Genomic DNA, 17,840 nt, shown 5'->3' with positions numbered 1-17,840 from the left:
AGGACAGAATTATGACTCAAATCGACCGCCTGCTCGGCATCATGCAACGCCTGCGCGACCCGGAAAACGGCTGTCCGTGGGACAAAGAGCAGACTTTTGCCACCATCGCCCCATACACCCTCGAAGAGACCTATGAAGTGCTGGACGCCATTTCACGCGAGGATTTTGACGACCTGCGCGGCGAGCTGGGTGACCTGCTTTTCCAGGTCGTATTCTATGCGCAGATGGCACAGGAAGAGGGACGTTTTGATTTTGACGACATCTGCGCGGCCATCAGTTCCAAACTGGAACGCCGCCATCCGCATATCTTTGGTGATGCTACTGCAGACAACAGCGCCGAAGTGCTGGCCCGCTGGGAGCAGATTAAAAGCGCCGAGCGTGCTGAAAAATCCCAGCACTCTGCGCTGGACGACATCCCGCTGAGCCTGCCTGCACTGATGCGTGCGCAAAAAATGCAGAAACGCTGCTCCACCGTGGGGTTTGACTGGACATCTCTTGGCCCGGTGCTGGAAAAAGTGCATGAAGAGATAGACGAAGTGATGCACGAAGCGCAGCAGGCCGTCGTGGATGAAGCAAAGCTGGAAGAGGAGATGGGTGACCTGCTGTTTGCCACGGTCAATCTTTCCCGCCATCTGGGAGTAAAAGCGGAAACCGCGCTGCAAAAAGCCAGCATTAAGTTTGAACGTCGTTTTCGCGAAGTTGAGCGAATTGTGGCTTCGCGCGGCCTGGAAATGACCGGAATTGACCTCGAAGAGATGGAAGAAGTCTGGCAGGAAGTAAAACGCCAGGAATCTGATCTCTAACGGAATTTTGCGATCAAGCGCAATTTGTGTGATTTTTTAAATGACAAGCGCTTGATTTGCGTCAAAAACATTTACCCAAAACGGGCTATTTTCTCACTCCTTATGTTTGTCATCGCCTGGAAAGGAGACGGAGAATGAAAGTTTGTGGCGCTCGCCGTGTTCGGGTATACTACTTTCCCGTCCTGGTTATTCCATCGTTTCACCCTAACTTCTCAGGTTCAGCATGACAACGAACTATATTTTTGTGACCGGCGGGGTCGTATCCTCTCTGGGTAAAGGCATTGCCGCAGCCTCCCTCGCAGCCATTCTTGAAGCCCGTGGCCTCAATGTGACCATGATGAAACTGGATCCGTACATCAACGTCGATCCTGGCACCATGAGCCCAATCCAACACGGGGAAGTGTTCGTTACTGAAGACGGCGCTGAAACCGATCTGGATCTTGGCCACTACGAGCGTTTCATCCGTACCAAAATGACCCGTCGTAATAACTTCACGACTGGCCGTATCTACTCCGACGTTCTGCGTAAAGAGCGCCGTGGTGACTATCTGGGTGCTACCGTTCAGGTTATCCCGCACATCACTAACGCAATCAAAGAACGCATTATTGCGGGTGGCGAAGGCCATGACGTTGTGCTGGTTGAAATCGGCGGTACTGTAGGTGATATCGAATCCCTGCCGTTCCTGGAAGCGATTCGCCAGCTGGCGGTCGATATTGGTCGTGAACATGCGCTGTTCATGCACCTGACGCTGGTGCCTTACCTGGCGGCGGCTGGTGAAGTGAAAACCAAGCCGACTCAGCACTCTGTGAAAGAACTGCTCTCCATCGGTATTCAGCCTGACATCCTGGTTTGCCGTTCCGATCGCGCTGTTCCGGCGAACGAACGTGCGAAAATTGCATTGTTCTGTAACGTGCCTGAAAAAGCCGTTATTTCAATGAAAGATGTCGATTCCATTTATAAAATCCCGGGCCTGTTGAAATCACAGGGTCTGGACGATTATATTTGTAAACGATTCAGCCTGAACTGTCCGGAAGCTAACCTGTCTGAATGGGAACAGGTTATTTACGAAGAAGCTAATCCGGCAGGTGAAGTGACTATCGGTATGGTCGGCAAGTACATTGAGCTGCCGGATGCCTATAAGTCCGTTATCGAAGCGCTGAAACACGGCGGTCTGAAGAACCGCGTCTCCGTTAACATCAAGCTGATTGATTCGCAGGATGTTGAAACGCGTGGCGTAGAAATTCTGAAAGGTCTGGATGCGATTCTGATCCCTGGTGGCTTTGGCTACCGTGGTGTGGAAGGCAAGATCGCCACTGCACGCTATGCGCGTGAAAACAATATTCCATACCTCGGCATCTGCCTGGGTATGCAGGTTGCGCTGATCGAATTTGCGCGCAACGTAGCAGGAATGGAAAACGCGAACTCTACGGAATTTGTGCCAGACTGTAAGTACCCTGTCGTGGCGCTTATCACTGAATGGCGTGACGAAGACGGTAACGTTGAAGTCCGTACAGAGAAGAGCGATCTGGGTGGCACAATGCGTCTTGGCGCACAGGCCTGCCAGTTGTCCGACGATAGCGTGGTTCGCAAGCTGTATGGCGAGCCAACCATTACTGAGCGCCATCGTCACCGCTACGAAGTCAACAACATGTTGTTGAAACAAATTGAAGCTGCGGGTCTGCGTGTTGCGGGCCGTTCCGGGGATGATCAGTTAGTCGAGATCATTGAGGTGCCTAACCATCCGTGGTTCGTTGCCTGCCAATTCCACCCGGAATTTACTTCTACGCCGCGTGATGGACATCCGCTGTTTGCAGGCTTTGTGAAGGCCGCCAGCGATTACCAGAAGCGTCAGGCGAAGTAAAAAAAGTTAGAACGGCAACGCGTACCTTTGGTACGCGTTGTTTGTCTGGAGTTTTAGTTTAACTTGTACTGAGGAAAATCTAATGTCCAAAATCGTTAAAGTCATCGGTCGTGAAATCATCGACTCCCGTGGTAACCCGACCGTTGAAGCTGAAGTTCACCTGGAAGGTGGTTTCGTCGGTATGGCAGCTGCTCCATCAGGTGCTTCTACTGGTTCCCGCGAAGCGCTGGAACTGCGCGATGGCGACAAATCCCGTTTCATGGGCAAAGGCGTACTGAAAGCTGTTGGCGCTGTAAACGGTCCTATTGCTCAGGCAATCCTTGGCAAAGACGCCAAAGACCAGGCTGGCATCGACAAGATCATGATCGATCTGGACGGTACTGAAAACAAATCTAACTTCGGTGCGAACGCCATCCTGGCCGTTTCTCTGGCGAACGCCAAAGCGGCAGCTGCTGCGAAAGGTATGCCTCTGTTCGAGCACATCGCTGAACTGAACGGCACCCCAGGCAAATACTCCATGCCAGTACCAATGATGAACATCATCAACGGTGGTGAGCACGCAGATAACAACGTTGATATTCAGGAATTCATGATTCAGCCAGTTGGCGCGAAATCCCTGAAAGAAGCGGTACGTATGGGTTCTGAAGTGTTCCACAACCTGGCTAAAGTTCTGAAAGCTAAAGGTATGAACACTGCTGTTGGTGACGAAGGTGGCTATGCGCCAAACCTGGGTTCTAACGCCGAAGCACTGGCTGTAATCGCTGAAGCGGTTAAAGCAGCTGGCTATGAGCTGGGCAAAGACATCACCCTGGCAATGGACTGTGCAGCATCTGAATTCTACAAAGACGGTAAATACGTTCTGGCTGGCGAAGGCAACAAAGCGTTCACCTCTGAAGAGTTCACTCACTTCCTGGAAGACCTGACCAAACAGTACCCAATCGTTTCTATCGAAGACGGTCTGGACGAGTCTGACTGGGCTGGTTTCGCATACCAGACTAAAGTACTGGGCGACAAAATCCAGCTGGTTGGTGACGATCTGTTCGTAACCAACACCAAGATCCTGAAAGAAGGTATCGATAAAGGCATCGTTAACTCCATCCTGATCAAATTCAACCAGATCGGTTCTCTGACCGAAACTCTGGCTGCGATCAAAATGGCGAAAGACGCTGGCTACACTGCAGTTATCTCTCACCGTTCTGGCGAAACTGAAGATGCTACCATCGCTGACCTGGCTGTTGGTACCGCTGCAGGCCAGATCAAAACAGGTTCTATGAGCCGTTCTGACCGTGTTGCTAAATACAACCAGCTGATTCGTATCGAAGAAGCTCTGGGCGAAAAAGCACCATACAATGGTCGTAAAGAGATCAAAGGCCAGTAATAGCCTTTAATCCCTTGAAATGAAAATGCCAGTCGAATGACTGGCATTTTTTTTGGCTATTTAAAATCGACTTCCATTTGCTCCGGAATAGTCAGCCCCCGGGTGGTCTGAACGCAGCGGGCAATGTAGTCCGTAAAGCGAGGGGGTTTTGGCATCCCCATGCTCAGCAGCTTATCATTGCTGAAGCGCACGTTCAGCGTGGCAAAGGCACCGTATAAACGCATCGCTTTCAACATCAGACGCTCATTGCACGGGCCAAAAATATCCTTCAGCTCGCGACGCATTCTGACCAGCGTTTCGTAGCTCACCTGAGCGTACTTATCACCGACAGGCGCTTTCTCCAGTGCCAGCGCCATTGCGTTATCAATATCCGCAAAACGAACGCTGTTCTCTTCCCCGGCAGAAATATGCACAACTTCCCCTGGACGAGCATTGCTGTAGAGGAGCATTAACAGTGCATCGGCGCAGTAGTCCACCGGCACAACATCGATCTTGTCTTCCATCGAACACATAAATTTTTGCAGCATCAGTCCCATGCTGAAGACCCAGAAAATGCTGCTTGAAGGCGCACAGCCGTGACGGGTATGGCCGACGACGATGGATGGACGGGCAATAAGCAGTGGCAGATTTGGGCAATGCTGACGCATCATCTGCTCAATAGTGGATTTCGAGTACGTATATTCCACCAGGTGCTCGGCGCTTTCTCTGAATTCCGCGCTTTCGGCTACCAGTGAATCCTGCTCCGGCGTACAGGACATGGCGGTACCCACGTGCAGGAAACGCTCTAATGTGGCCACTTGCTCCATGCGGCGAGCCAACGCCAGCGTGCCCTCAACGTTAACTTTCCAGATCAGCGGGTTATTACCAAATGACGCAACGGCTGCGCAGTTAAGAACATGCGTCACCTGTTCCAGACGAGGATCGTCCAGGAAACTCTCAGGCTGGCTGAGATCGCCGATGAGGATATCCTCCGCTTTCAGCGAGGCCAGTTTATCCTCATGGACGTTGAATTTACGCATGTTCTCTTTCACGCGCTCCAGCCCTTTTTGTTGGTCGCTGGCACGCGCGAGCAGGAGTAACCTTACGGGTTCGTTGCTATTAAGGATTTTTTCAAGTGCTGCACCGCCCAGAAATCCGGTCACGCCTGTAATCAATAACGTCTTCATGGATACCGTCTCATTATGATAGATGAGGCGGATTGTAGGCGGGTAAAAGTAAACGGCATTTAAATAAAAAAAAGCCCTGTCGAGTGACATCTTAAGCTTATTTTAAGGTAATGAAATTGGCCGTAGTTTTTTTGACAACAACAGGGGGTGAAAAATTCATTATTTAAACTTAAAATAACTAATTAACTGTTTTAAAAGATTTTTATCTTATGGAGTTAGTTACGTCTAACTGTAAAAACTAAAATAATTTGTTACATTATGAATTCATGTGATGAATAAATAAAAGAGCCTCAGGCGGCACAGTTAAACCGGAAAATAAAAATAGCAGACAAAAATGAAATAATCGGTTTACCGCTTTTTCACATCAATTTTTCCTCAAAGCACCGATGGAGCATGATCCTCAGGCGGGGATCTGCGATACTTATCGTTTATCCCCTTAACTGAGATGACTATGCAGTACCCGATTAACGAGATGTTCCAGACCCTGCAAGGCGAGGGTTACTTTACCGGCGTTCCCGCTATCTTTATCCGCTTGCAGGGATGCCCGGTTGGCTGTGCCTGGTGTGATACCAAACATACGTGGGATAAACTCGCAGATCGGGAAGTGTCGCTGTTTAGCATTCTGGCCAAAACCAAAGAGAGCGATAAGTGGGGCGCGGGAAGTTCGGAAGATCTGCTGGCTATCATTGGTCGCCAGGGCTGGACGGCCCGCCATGTGGTGATCACCGGCGGTGAACCCTGCATCCACGACCTGACGCCGCTGACTGAGTTGCTCGAAAAGAACGGCTATAGCTGCCAGATTGAAACCAGCGGTACCCATGAAGTGCGCTGCTCACATGCCACCTGGGTGACGGTATCGCCAAAAGTAAGTATGCGCGGTGGATATGAGGTGCTGTCTCAGGCGCTGGAACGTGCCGATGAGATCAAACATCCGGTTGGTCGCGTGCGTGATATTGAAGCGCTGGATGAACTGCTGGCAACGCTCACCGATGAAAAGCAGCGGGTCATTGCCCTGCAGCCGATCAGTCAGAAAGACGATGCCACGCGTCTGTGCATTGAAACATGTATCGCCCGCAACTGGCGGTTGTCGATGCAGACGCACAAGTATTTGAACATTGCATAAAAAAGCCCGGTCTGACCGTAATGCTGGTCACTTAAGATGACCAGCAGTTTTTCTCGTCGGGTATTTCTGGGATTTTTCTCTTAACTCCCGAGGGTAACTTCGCTCTCTTCTTCCGGGTAATACCAGCCATTTTGCTTTCTCATACAACGTTCTTAACTCGCCCGGCATCTTACCCGGTGAAGCCCATGGCAACGTTATCAGCAGCCGGGTGATTTCACTTATTGAGCCGCTAAAGCTCAGTTGATAAGGCAGATAATCTCCTTTCAGTTCGAACGCCATCCTTACCATCTGGTATCTCACCAGGTTGTAAGTCAGCAGCACACCCCATAACTCCTGTCGCACCCGTTCTGGCAGTTTGCTGCGTAACGTCCTGCGATTGTCCAGCATCCCTTGCTTTGCTTCCCGATAACCCAGTTCAATTTCCCATCTGTGACGATATAACACGCTGATATCATTGCCAGGATAACGATTCTGGTCTGTCAGGGATGTCAGAGATGTCAGGGATGTCAGGACCCGCCTTTCTTTACCATTAATCGTTCGGGTCAGCAGTCTGGCTGTGAACCGCTCGGGGAGTGCAGGCCACTGTTTTCGGGCCTGTGGGCTGGTTGTCAGTTCAACAAACTCATCGCCGCGCTCCAGTTTATGCACGACTTCATATTGGGTGTGTTTTTTCAGCGGTAGCAGCCAGTGCCGTTTTTCTCCGCACGTTTGCCAGTGATGAAGCAGTCCCGGTGAGTAAAATCCTTTATCGAACAAAGTGATACTCTCATCCGGTGTTCTCTCTGCCAGCTGCGCTGCCAGTCGCATTTCGCTGACGTTCTCGCTGTCAAAGACGCTGGCATTAATCAGATGGCTGCTCAGGTCCATCAGGCAGATCATCCGGACCTGCGGATAGCCACCGATACCATTCCGTCCGGCAGGTCTGCTGAAGGCTTCGCTGTTTTCCGGCGCTGAATGACTGAGCTGCGGGCGGTAAAAGGCTCACCGGTCCTGTCAGTGATATCCATCAGATTCACAATCTCAGTCATGGGGCGATTGCAGAAAATGGACATGCCAACGACAAGCCAGATCATGGATTCAAGAGGAAGTTTGCGTTTGCGAAGCGTGACAGTATCCGTCAGCGTTAGCGCCTTCTGAATGAATTCAGGGGGAATGAGGTCAGAAAGGCTACGGGCGTGCTCAGGGGAGGTGACATTGATAATGCCGGGAGCTTGTGAAAGTTCCATTTAAAAAGGGTCCATGATGAACATGAACCCTTTTTACACCGCCCACCGGATCGGCATTAGGTCTGACCGGGCTTTTTTTACTCTCCGCGATATACGCAGCCTGCCGTACAGGTTTCTTTGATCATCACCGCGCTCAGCAGTGGTACCAGCGGTTTCATCTGATCCCAGACCCATTTTGCCAGCACTTCGCTGGTCGGGTTTTCAAGGCCCGGGATGTCATTCAGATAGTAGTGATCCAGACGATCATAGGTTGGTTTGAAGGCGGCCTTCAGTTCGGCAAAGTCCATGATCCAACCCGTATGCGGATCGACTTCACCGGTGATCTCAAGACGCACCATAAACGAGTGCCCGTGCAGGCGGCCACATTTATGCCCTTCAGGGACATGCGGAAGGCGGTGGGCGGCTTCGAAGGTGAAATCTTTAAACAGTGTGGTGGACATCATCGCTCTCAGTAATGCGGAAAAAACCGCCGCATAGTACCGGAAAGCACAATTTTTATCATTAACTAAAACGGCTTTAAGGTGTGAACCCTGCCTGTCAGACACTTTTCCTGTTTTTTATCGTTTAATTTCAATCTGTTAAATAATCGGTTTTATCGTTAAGAACGATAACTAAAACAGGTTAGTCCATTTGGTTATTTATTATTTCCATCCCTTCTTTAATTGTTATTATCCCCGCCGTTAACCTTATCCCTAGTTTGGTCTTTTTGCATAAATTCCGCTTTGCTACTGGAACATAACGACGCATGACAACACAGGCCCCACCTTCAAACTTGCTTCCCCTGAACCCGGAGCAACTGGCGCGCCTTCAGGCTGCCACCACTGATTTTTCACCCACTCAGCTTGCCTGGGTGTCCGGCTATTTCTGGGGAATACTTAACCAACAGGCAGGAGCCGTTGTTGCTGCTCCTGCGACTGCCGTTGAGACCCCGGCCATTACGCTTATCTCCGCCTCGCAGACGGGCAATGCCCGCCGTGTTGCCGAAGCGCTACGTGATGATCTGCTCGCGGCCAAACTGCACGTGAATCTGGTGAACGCCGGGGATTATAAATTCAAACAAATCGCGTCAGAAAAACTGCTGGTGGTTGTGGCTTCAACGCAGGGTGAGGGTGAGCCTGCTGAAGAAGCGGTGGCATTGCATAAGTTCCTGTTCTCGAAAAAAGCGCCAAAACTGGCGAGCACTGCCTTTGCCGTGTTCGGCCTGGGCGATACCTCCTATGAATTCTTCTGCCAGTCAGGTAAAGATTTTGACAGCAAACTGGCGGAGCTGGGCGCAGAGCGCCTGCTGGACAGAGTCGACGCCGATGTGGAATACCAGACCGCGGCAGCTGAATGGCGCTCGCGTATTGTTGAGGTGCTGAAAGCCCGTGTTCCGAAAGAGACATCGGCGCAGGCAACACTCACGGCGACGGGGGCCGTCAATGATATTCACTCCACGCCATACACCAAAGAGACTCCGCTGACGGCGACGCTTTCCGTTAACCAGAAAATTACTGGCCGTGACTCTGAAAAAGATGTGCGTCATATCGAAATCGATCTTGGTGACTCGGGTCTGCGTTATCAACCCGGTGATGCGCTGGGGGTCTGGTATCAGAACGATCCTGCGCTGGTGAAAGAGCTGGTTGAATTGCTGTGGTTGAAAGGTAACGAACCTGTCACCGTGGAAGGTAAAACACTGCCGCTCAGCGAAGCGCTGCAGTGGCATTTCGAGCTGACGGTAAACACCATCAATATCGTTGAGAACTATGCCACCTTAACGCGCAGCGAATCACTGCTGCCGCTGGTTGGCGACAAGGCGAAATTGCAGCATTACGCGGCAACTACCCCGATTGTCGATATGGTGCGTTTCTCTCCTGCTCAACTGGATGCCGATGCGCTGATTAGCCTGCTGCGTCCACTGACGCCGCGCCTGTACTCCATCGCCTCTTCGCAGGCAGAAGTGGAGAGCGAAGTGCATGTCACCGTGGGCGTGGTGCGTTATGACATCGAAGGCCGTGCGCGTACGGGGGGAGCATCAGGCTTCCTGGCTGACCGTGTAGAAGAAGAGGGCGAAGTCCGGATCTTTATCGAGCACAACGATAACTTCCGTCTGCCAGCAAACCCGGAGACGCCGGTCATTATGATTGGCCCGGGCACCGGTATTGCACCGTTCCGTTCATTTATGCAGCAGCGCGCAGCAAATGAAGCGCCGGGCAAAAACTGGCTGTTCTTCGGCAACCCGCACTTTACCGACGATTTCCTCTACCAGGTTGAATGGCAGCGCTACGTCAAAGAAGGCGTACTTTCGCGCATCGATCTGGCCTGGTCTCGCGACCAAAAAGAAAAAGTCTACGTACAAGACAAACTGCGCGAACAGGGTGCAGAGCTGTGGCGCTGGATCAATGACGGTGCCCATATTTATGTCTGCGGCGACGCCAATCGCATGGCGAAAGACGTTGAGCAGACGTTACTGGACGTGATTGCCGAATTCGGCGGTATGGATGCCGAAACGGCGGATGAATTTTTAAGTGAGCTGCGCGTTGAGCGCCGTTATCAGCGAGATGTCTACTAATGAGTGAAAAACATCCTGGCCCACTGGTGGTCGAAGGCAAACTGTCTGATGCCGAGCGCATGAAGGTTGAGAGTAACTACCTGCGCGGCACCATTGCCGAAGATTTAAATGACGGTCTGACCGGCGGTTTCAAAGGCGATAACTTCCTGTTGATCCGTTTCCACGGTATGTACCAGCAGGACGACCGTGACATCCGCGCCGAGCGTGCTGAACAAAAGCTGGAGCCGCGTCATGCAATGCTGCTGCGCTGTCGTCTGCCGGGTGGGGTTATCACCACCAAACAGTGGCAGGCGATCGACAAGTTTGCCCATGACAATACTATTTACGGCAGCATTCGTCTGACCAACCGTCAGACCTTCCAGTTCCACGGTATTCTGAAGAAGAACGTGAAGCCGGTACACCAGATGCTGCACTCTGTTGGCCTGGACGCGCTGGCGACCGCCAACGATATGAACCGTAACGTGCTGTGCACCTCGAACCCGTTTGAGTCCGAACTGCATGCAGAAGCGTATGAGTGGGCGAAGAAAATTTCTGAGCATCTGTTGCCACGTACCCGCGCTTATGCGGAGATCTGGCTCGATCAGGAAAAAGTTGCCACCACCGACGAAGAACCGATCCTCGGCCAGACCTATCTGCCGCGTAAGTTCAAAACCACGGTGGTGATCCCGCCGCAGAACGATATCGATCTGCACGCCAACGACATGAACTTTGTGGCGATTGCCGAAAACGGCAAGCTGGTGGGCTTTAATCTGCTGGTGGGCGGCGGTTTGTCCATTGAACACGGTAACAAGAAGACCTATGCCCGCACCGCGAGCGAGTTCGGCTTCCTGCCGCTGGAGCACACTCTGGCCGTGGCGGAAGCGGTAGTCACCACTCAGCGTGACTGGGGTAACCGTACCGATCGTAAAAACGCGAAAACCAAATACACCCTGGAGCGCGTAGGCGTCGAGACGTTCAAAGAGGAAGTAGAGCGTCGCGCGGGTATTAAGTTTGAGCCGATCCGTCCGTACGAATTCACCGGTCGTGGCGATCGCATCGGCTGGGTAAAAGGTATCGACAATAAATGGCACCTGACGCTGTTTATCGAAAACGGTCGTATTCTGGATTATCCAGGTCGTCCGCTGAAAACCGGTCTGCTGGAAATTGCTAAGATCCACAAAGGTGAGTTCCGCATTACCGCCAACCAGAACCTGATCATTGCCGGTGTGCCGGATAGCCAAAAGGCGAAGATCGAGAAGCTGGCACGCGATCACGGGTTGATGAATGCGGTCAAACCGCAGCGTGAAAACTCGATGGCCTGCGTGTCATTCCCGACCTGTCCGCTGGCGATGGCGGAAGCCGAACGCTTCCTGCCGTCGTTCACCGATAAAGTGGAAGCGATTCTGGAAAAGCACGGTATTCCTGAAGAGCACATTGTGATGCGTGTGACCGGTTGTCCGAACGGCTGTGGCCGCGCGATGCTGGCCGAACTGGGGCTGGTCGGTAAAGCGCCGGGCCGCTACAACGTGCATCTCGGCGGCAACCGGATGGGTACACGCATTCCGCGTATGTATCGCGAAAATATTACGGAACCGGAAATTCTCGATTCCATTGACGAGCTTGTCGGGCGCTGGGCGAAAGAGCGCGAAGCGGGTGAAGGCTTCGGTGACTTTACGGTGCGTGCGGGCATCATTCGCCCGGTGCTCGATCCCGCACGGGATTTCTGGGAGTAACCACGAGAGGTAATTATGTCCGTACTCGATCTAAACGCCCTTAACGAACTGCCAAAAGTTGAACGTATTCTGGCACTGGCGGAAACCAACGCAGAGCTGGAAAAACTGGACGCCGAAGGGCGAGTGGCGTGGGCGCTGGAAAACCTGCCGGGTGACTATGTTCTCTCGTCGAGTTTTGGTATCCAGGCGGCGGTCAGCCTGCATCTGGTGAATCAAATTCGACCGGACATTCCGGTGATCCTCACCGATACCGGCTACCTGTTCCCGGAAACCTACCAGTTTATTGATGAGCTGACGGACACGCTCAAACTGAACCTGAAAGTCTACCGTGGAGAGCAGAGCGCGGCCTGGCAGGAGGCGCGTTACGGCAAGCTGTGGGAGCAGGGTGTTGAGGGCATTGAGAAATACAATGAGATCAACAAAGTCGAGCCGATGAACCGTGCGCTGAAAGAGCTCAACGCGCAGACCTGGTTTGCGGGCCTGCGCCGCGAGCAGTCCGGTAGCCGGGCGACATTGCCGGTGCTGGCTGTTCAGCGCGGTGTGTTCAAAGTGCTGCCGATTATTGACTGGGATAACCGTACGGTTTACCAGTACCTGCAAAAACACGGGCTGAAGTACCATCCGCTGTGGGATCAGGGCTATCTGTCAGTCGGCGATACCCACACCACGCGTAAATGGGAGCCGGGAATGGCGGAAGAAGAGACGCGATTCTTTGGGCTGAAGCGCGAGTGCGGGTTGCACGAAGGGTGATCCCATGTCCCCGGACCGTACATGGGAGAGGGGCGGGGTGATCCCATATCCTCCCTCTCCCTGTGGGAGAGGGTCGGGGTGAGGGCATCAGGCAGCACTAAGCCTTATTTGCTTTCGCCAGTTCTTTCACCAGCGGCAACATCACTTTCACCACATCGCGACTGCGGTGTTCAATTCTTTGCGGTAGCGCGCTATCAATGTGCTGCTGATTATCCAGTCTGATGTCATGCCAGCTTGTCCCGTCCGGGAAGGCTTTCGATTTGGCACGCTGTTGATAGCCATCTTTCTTGCCCAGCGTCCAGTTAGTGGCCTCAACGTACAGTACCGGAATACCCGCTTTGTCGAATACTTCACCGTCGGAACAACAGGCGGTTCCTTTTGGATGCGCCGGGTTGCCGCCAGGATTGCTGGTAGCATACACACCCTGATTACGGGCAATGGCCAGCGCCCGGTCTCGCGTGAGTTTACGCACGGTGCCAGGGGTACTTTGTCCGCTGTTGAAATAGAGTTTATCGCCCACGATCAGGTTATCGAGGTTAATCACCAGCAGCGTATTTTTCTTCTCTTCTGCACTCATGCGCTTAAGGATATTCTCAGCGCCGAGTTTTCCTTCTTCTTCACCGCTGGTCGCGACAAAGCGAATTCCGTATTTTGTCGGGACATTCTTCATGCGCTCGGCCAGTTCGAGCATGACGCCCAGACCGGCCGCGTTATCATCCATTCCCTGCAGCGTCAGCCCGCCGAGGTTATTATCGATATCGGCATCGCTCATCGGCGCGTAGGTATCGAGATGCGCAATAATAATAATCTGCTGGGCGGCGTGGCCCTCGTGTGCAGCAATGACGGTGCTGCCGGTCACGTTATGCCAGTTTTTCGTTTTGTTGCGTGAGGTATAGATGTAGCGGCTGTGGAACGACCGGATATCACTTTGGTAACCCATATCCGCAAACTGCTGGCGAATATAGTCTGCAGAGAGCATCTCTGCTGGCGTGCCGGTCATGCGACCAGGAAAGACCGTTGCAATGTGCCGCGCCTGCATATTGGCGATTTCACCATACGGTTGATTTTTTGCCTGAGCCGGAAGGATAAAGCAAACGCCGAGCGCCAGGGCAGCCATACGGTGGCGCGTTGCGGATAACATAGTGAGTCCTTAAAAACAGAGCAAATTTTTAACCTGCTTAGTATGAAACTGTGATCCCGTATGCACAATTTGAAATGCTCTTAAATGCCCGATATTTCGCATGTTAAGCACTTTTTGATATTTTTATTTCTGTGTCGTTATTCCATTGAGTAACTACTCATTCCAATTCGTAATTTCATTCGATCTAAGCCGCCCCCTATAGTCCCACTATTCCCGGTTGTTAGTTGCACAGCACGTTCAACATACAACAGACGCAGAGAACTTCCGTTCTTCTGCGGTGATTCTGGCTTAAGGAACGGTTATGGACCAAAAACGACTTACTCACCTGCGGCAACTCGAAGCGGAAAGTATCCATATTATCCGCGAAGTGGCAGCTGAGTTCTCTAACCCGGTGATGATGTACTCCATCGGCAAAGATTCCAGCGTGATGCTGCACCTGGCGCGTAAAGCGTTTTATCCGGGCACGCTGCCGTTCCCGCTGCTGCACGTTGATACCGGCTGGAAATTCCGCGAGATGTATGAATTCCGCGACCGTACTGCGAAAGCCTACGGCTGTGAGCTGCTGGTGCATAAAAACCCGGAAGGGGTGGCGATGGGCATTAACCCGTTTGTACACGGCAGCGCCAAACATACCGATATCATGAAAACCGAAGGCTTGAAGCAGGCGCTGAATAAATACGGTTTTGATGCCGCCTTTGGCGGTGCACGCCGTGATGAAGAGAAATCCCGTGCCAAAGAGCGTATTTACTCCTTCCGCGACCGTTTCCACCGCTGGGACCCGAAAAATCAGCGTCCGGAGCTGTGGCACAACTACAACGGCCAGATTAACAAAGGCGAAAGCATTCGCGTCTTCCCGCTTTCTAACTGGACCGAGCTGGATATCTGGCAGTATATCTATCTGGAAAATATTGAAATCGTTCCACTGTATCTGGCGGCAGAACGTCCGGTTCTGGAACGCGATGGCATGCTGATGATGATCGACGACGATCGCATTGACCTGCAGCCGGGTGAAGTGATCAAAAAACAGATGGTGCGTTTCCGTACTCTCGGCTGCTGGCCGCTGACCGGCGCGGTGGAATCTCACGCGCAGACGCTGCCGGAGATCATCGAGGAGATGCTGGTGTCGACCACCAGTGAGCGACAGGGCCGCGTGATTGACCGCGACCAGGCTGGCTCGATGGAGCTGAAGAAACGTCAGGGTTATTTCTAAGGAGCCGCCATGAACACCACAATTGCCCAACAAATTGCTGATGAAGGCGGCGTAGAAGCTTACCTGCACGCACAGCAGCACAAAAGCCTGCTGCGTTTTCTGACCTGTGGCAGCGTCGATGACGGGAAAAGTACCCTGATTGGCCGTCTGCTGCACGACACGCGCCAGATTTATGAAGATCAGCTCTCGTCCCTGCACAATGACAGCAAGCGTCACGGCACCCAGGGTGAAAAACTCGACCTGGCGCTGCTGGTTGATGGTCTGCAGGCGGAACGCGAGCAGGGCATCACCATTGATGTGGCCTACCGCTATTTCTCCACAGAGAAGCGCAAATTTATTATTGCCGACACCCCGGGGCATGAGCAGTACACCCGTAACATGGCGACCGGTGCGTCCACCTGTGAGCTGGCGATCCTGCTGATCGACGCCCGTAAAGGCGTGCTGGATCAAACCCGCCGCCATAGCTTTATCTCCACGCTGTTGGGGATCAAACACCTGGTGGTGGCGGTGAACAAAATGGATCTGGTGAACTTCAGCGAAGAGAAGTTCGGGGAGATCCGTCAGAGCTACCTGACCTTTGCCGAACAACTGCCGGGTAATCTGGATATTCGCTTTGTGCCGCTCTCTGCACTGGAAGGCGATAATGTCGCGTCCCAGAGCGAAAACATGCCGTGGTACAGTGGCCCGACGCTGCTGGAAGTGCTGGAAACCGTAGAGATTCAGCGCGTGGTTGACACTCAGCCGATGCGCTTCCCGGTGCAGTATGTTAACCGTCCGAACCTTGATTTCCGCGGCTTCTCCGGCACGCTTGCTTCCGGTAGCGTGAAGGTTGGCCAGCGTGTGAAAGTGCTGCCATCGGGTGTGGAATCGGCCATTGCCCGCATCGTGACCTTTGATGGCGATCTGTCGGAAGCCGGTGCAGGTGAAGCGGTGACGCTGGTGCTGAAAGATGAGATTGATATCAGCCGGGGTGACCTGCTGGTAGATGCTCACGAAACGCTGGCGGCGGTGCAGGGCGCTGCCGTTGATGTGGTGTGGATGGCTGAACAGCCGCTGGCCGCTGGCCAAAGCTACGACATTAAAATTGCGGGTAAGAAAACCCGTGCCCGCGTGGACGGCATTCAGTTCCAGGTGGACATCAACAATCTGACCCAGCGCGAAGTCACCGGACTGCCGCTGAACGGGATTGGGCTGGTGGATCTGACCTTTGATGAACCGCTGGTGCTGGATAAATACCAGCATAACCCGGTCACCGGTGGGCTGATCTTTATCGACAGGATTTCTAACGTCACCGTCGGGGCCGGTATGGTGCGCGAGCCCAACGGCCAGGCCGCCGTGCCATCCGAATTCAGCGCCTTTGAGCTGGAGCTGAACGCGCTGGTGCGTAAGCACTTCCCGCACTGGGGCGCACGCGATCTGCTGGGAGGCAAATAATGGCCGATCATGATGAGAACGTCGTCTGGCATCCTCATCCGGTTACCGTCGCAGCGCGCGAGCAACTCCACGGTCACCGTGGGGTTGTGCTGTGGTTTACCGGGCTGTCTGGTTCCGGTAAATCCACGGTAGCGGGCGCGCTGGAAGAGGCGTTACACCAGCAAGGGGTGAGTACTTACCTGCTGGATGGTGACAACGTGCGCCACGGCCTGTGCAGTGATTTAGGGTTTAGCGACGAAGACCGCAAAGAAAATATCCGTCGGGTGGGGGAGGTTGCCAGCCTGATGGCGGATGCCGGGCTGGTAGTGCTGACCGCGTTTATCTCACCTCATCGCGCCGAGCGCCAGATGGTGCGCGAGCGCGTAGGTCAGGATCGCTTTATCGAGGTGTTTGTTGATACCCCGCTGGCGGTTTGCGAAGCGCGCGATCCCAAAGGGCTTTATAAGAAAGCCCGCGCGGGCGAGCTGCGGAACTTCACCGGTATTGATGCGGTATATGAAGCGCCTGAATCGCCTGAAATTCACCTGGAAGGTCAACAATTGGTAACAAATTTAGTAAGCCAATTATTAGATCTGCTCAAACGGGACGATATTATCAGATCCTGAGGCGGTATCGTTCGGGGGCAGTTTTCCCGAGCGGTGAGTCATGGTCACAGGATTAGCTATGCGCAACAGCGAAAACTACATTATCACCACCGGGTCGGAGCCGTTATCGACCGACGACGAGACGACCTGGTCATTTCCTGGGGCCATCGTCGGCTTCGCCTCGTGGTTACTGGCGCTGGGTATCCCTTTTCTGATCTACGGCGGTAACACGCTGTTTTTCTTCCTCTACACCTGGCCTTTTTTCCTGGCGCTGATGCCCGTGGCGGTTGTCGTTGGCATTGCGCTGCATTCGCTACTCAATGGCAAACTCCTGTACAGTACCGTGGTCACGATTGTGACGGTGGTTCTGATGTTTGGGCTGTTATTTTTGTGGCTCATGGGCTAAGTTCAGCCATAATTCAAACCGTAACCAACTGTGTGACAATATTGTGCAGGGCGATTCTGCGGAAAAAATGTGGTACATTTGCCCGCGATGTTGCGGCATCTCTGTTACCCCGGCGTAGAGTCCTGGGGGCGTTTTGGGATGATGATGCCGTTTTTCAGGGGGCAGGATGGGTAAACTAACGCTGCTGTTGCTGGCTTTGCTGGTCTGGCTGCAATATTCGCTGTGGTTCGGTAAGAACGGGCTGCACGACTATAGCCGGGTGAGCGATGACGTCGCGGCTCAGCAGGCAACAAACGCCAAACTTAAGGCGCGAAACGATCAACTCTTTGCTGAAATTGATGACCTCAATGGCGGGCAAGAGGCGATTGAGGAACGCGCACGTAATGAACTCAGTATGACTAAGCCGGGCGAAACCTTTTATCGTCTGGTTCCGGATGCGTCTAAACGCAATCAGGGCTCAGCACAGAATAATCGATAATCAGGCCCAGGATTACG

15 protein-coding genes and 1 pseudogene are annotated in these 17,840 nt (G+C 53.0%); 12 read left to right on the top strand and 4 right to left on the bottom strand.

The window, feature by feature from the left end:
* Positions 1-11 precede the first annotated feature (11 nt).
* The 3 genes from mazG (at position 12) to eno (ending at position 4,042) form a co-directional block, all read left to right on the top strand.
* On the top strand, positions 12-803 hold the full coding sequence (gene mazG / locus ACJ9N4_RS04875) for a nucleoside triphosphate pyrophosphohydrolase (protein ID WP_182272480.1): 792 nt from the start codon (positions 12-14) through the stop codon (positions 801-803).
* Positions 804-1,026: 223 nt separating this feature from the next.
* Positions 1,027-2,664, top strand: coding sequence for a glutamine hydrolyzing CTP synthase (pyrG, locus tag ACJ9N4_RS04870; RefSeq protein WP_182272479.1), 1,638 nt, complete (start codon positions 1,027-1,029; stop codon positions 2,662-2,664).
* Between the two features lie 82 nt (positions 2,665-2,746).
* On the top strand, positions 2,747-4,042 hold the full coding sequence (gene eno, locus ACJ9N4_RS04865; RefSeq protein ID WP_182272478.1) for a phosphopyruvate hydratase: 1,296 nt from the start codon (positions 2,747-2,749) through the stop codon (positions 4,040-4,042).
* Between the two features lie 56 nt (positions 4,043-4,098).
* Here eno and ACJ9N4_RS04860 read toward each other — a convergent pair whose 3' ends face one another.
* Positions 4,099-5,208 carry an SDR family oxidoreductase gene (locus ACJ9N4_RS04860; protein WP_182272477.1) on the bottom strand — a complete coding sequence of 370 codons (1,110 nt, stop codon included), beginning with the start codon at positions 5,206-5,208 and terminating at the stop codon, positions 4,099-4,101.
* Positions 5,209-5,659: 451 nt separating this feature from the next.
* On the opposite strand from ACJ9N4_RS04860, the gene queE reads away from it, so the two are divergent.
* A complete protein-coding gene (gene queE / locus ACJ9N4_RS04855) occupies positions 5,660-6,331 on the top strand; it encodes a 7-carboxy-7-deazaguanine synthase QueE (protein ID WP_182918871.1) in 672 nt (223 codons plus the stop codon).
* Between the two features lie 27 nt (positions 6,332-6,358).
* Here queE and ACJ9N4_RS04850 read toward each other — a convergent pair.
* Both ACJ9N4_RS04850 and queD read right to left on the bottom strand, forming a co-directional pair.
* Positions 6,359-7,557: pseudogene (locus tag ACJ9N4_RS04850) on the bottom strand (IS4 family transposase).
* Between the two features lie 77 nt (positions 7,558-7,634).
* Positions 7,635-8,000, bottom strand: coding sequence for a 6-carboxytetrahydropterin synthase QueD (gene queD, locus ACJ9N4_RS04845; protein WP_182272475.1), 366 nt, complete (start codon positions 7,998-8,000; stop codon positions 7,635-7,637).
* Between the two features lie 302 nt (positions 8,001-8,302).
* Between queD and cysJ the strand changes: the two genes are divergently transcribed.
* Genes cysJ through cysH form a run of 3 tightly spaced genes read left to right on the top strand, consistent with a single transcriptional unit; the run spans position 8,303 to position 12,570 of the window.
* On the top strand, positions 8,303-10,108 hold the full coding sequence (gene cysJ / locus ACJ9N4_RS04840; protein WP_182918870.1) for an NADPH-dependent assimilatory sulfite reductase flavoprotein subunit: 1,806 nt from the start codon (positions 8,303-8,305) through the stop codon (positions 10,106-10,108).
* Entirely contained in the window at positions 10,108-11,820 is a 1,713-nt protein-coding gene (cysI, locus tag ACJ9N4_RS04835; protein ID WP_182272473.1) for an assimilatory sulfite reductase (NADPH) hemoprotein subunit, read from the top strand. Before cysJ ends, cysI begins: the two co-directional genes overlap by 1 nt.
* 15 nt (positions 11,821-11,835) lie before the next feature.
* Entirely contained in the window at positions 11,836-12,570 is a 735-nt protein-coding gene (gene cysH, locus ACJ9N4_RS04830; protein WP_182918868.1) for a phosphoadenosine phosphosulfate reductase, read from the top strand.
* A gap of 97 nt (positions 12,571-12,667) precedes the next feature.
* Here cysH and ACJ9N4_RS04825 read toward each other — a convergent pair whose 3' ends face one another.
* The gene (locus ACJ9N4_RS04825; RefSeq protein ID WP_182918867.1) at positions 12,668-13,711 is read right to left on the bottom strand and encodes an aminopeptidase; all 1,044 of its coding nucleotides are present in this window, start codon (positions 13,709-13,711) and stop codon (positions 12,668-12,670) included.
* A gap of 301 nt (positions 13,712-14,012) precedes the next feature.
* Between ACJ9N4_RS04825 and cysD the strand changes: the two genes are divergently transcribed.
* The 5 genes from cysD (at position 14,013) to ftsB (ending at position 17,823) form a co-directional block, all read left to right on the top strand.
* Positions 14,013-14,921 carry a sulfate adenylyltransferase subunit CysD gene (gene cysD / locus ACJ9N4_RS04820; RefSeq protein ID WP_040074253.1) on the top strand — a complete coding sequence of 303 codons (909 nt, stop codon included), beginning with the start codon at positions 14,013-14,015 and terminating at the stop codon, positions 14,919-14,921.
* A 9-nt stretch (positions 14,922-14,930) separates the two neighbouring features.
* Complete coding sequence (cysN, locus tag ACJ9N4_RS04815) at positions 14,931-16,355, top strand: sulfate adenylyltransferase subunit CysN (protein ID WP_182272469.1); 1,425 nt, start codon at positions 14,931-14,933, stop codon at positions 16,353-16,355.
* Positions 16,355-16,960, top strand: coding sequence for an adenylyl-sulfate kinase (cysC, locus tag ACJ9N4_RS04810; RefSeq protein ID WP_182272468.1), 606 nt, complete (start codon positions 16,355-16,357; stop codon positions 16,958-16,960). The genes cysN and cysC overlap by 1 nt, the downstream gene beginning before the upstream one ends.
* Positions 16,961-17,018: 58 nt before the next feature.
* Entirely contained in the window at positions 17,019-17,345 is a 327-nt protein-coding gene (locus ACJ9N4_RS04805; RefSeq protein WP_182272467.1) for a DUF3561 family protein, read from the top strand.
* 166 nt (positions 17,346-17,511) lie between these two features.
* Positions 17,512-17,823, top strand: coding sequence for a cell division protein FtsB (ftsB, locus tag ACJ9N4_RS04800; RefSeq protein ID WP_003862095.1), 312 nt, complete (start codon positions 17,512-17,514; stop codon positions 17,821-17,823).
* The last annotated feature ends 17 nt before the right edge of the window (positions 17,824-17,840 follow it).

Source organism: Enterobacter sp. LM3 (assembly GCF_046622475.1).
In the GTDB taxonomy this organism is placed as follows: Bacteria; Pseudomonadota; Gammaproteobacteria; order Enterobacterales; family Enterobacteriaceae; genus Enterobacter; species Enterobacter cloacae_P.
The sequence above is the reverse complement of the archived record's forward strand: the minus strand, read 5'-3'. Positions and strand labels throughout refer to the sequence as shown.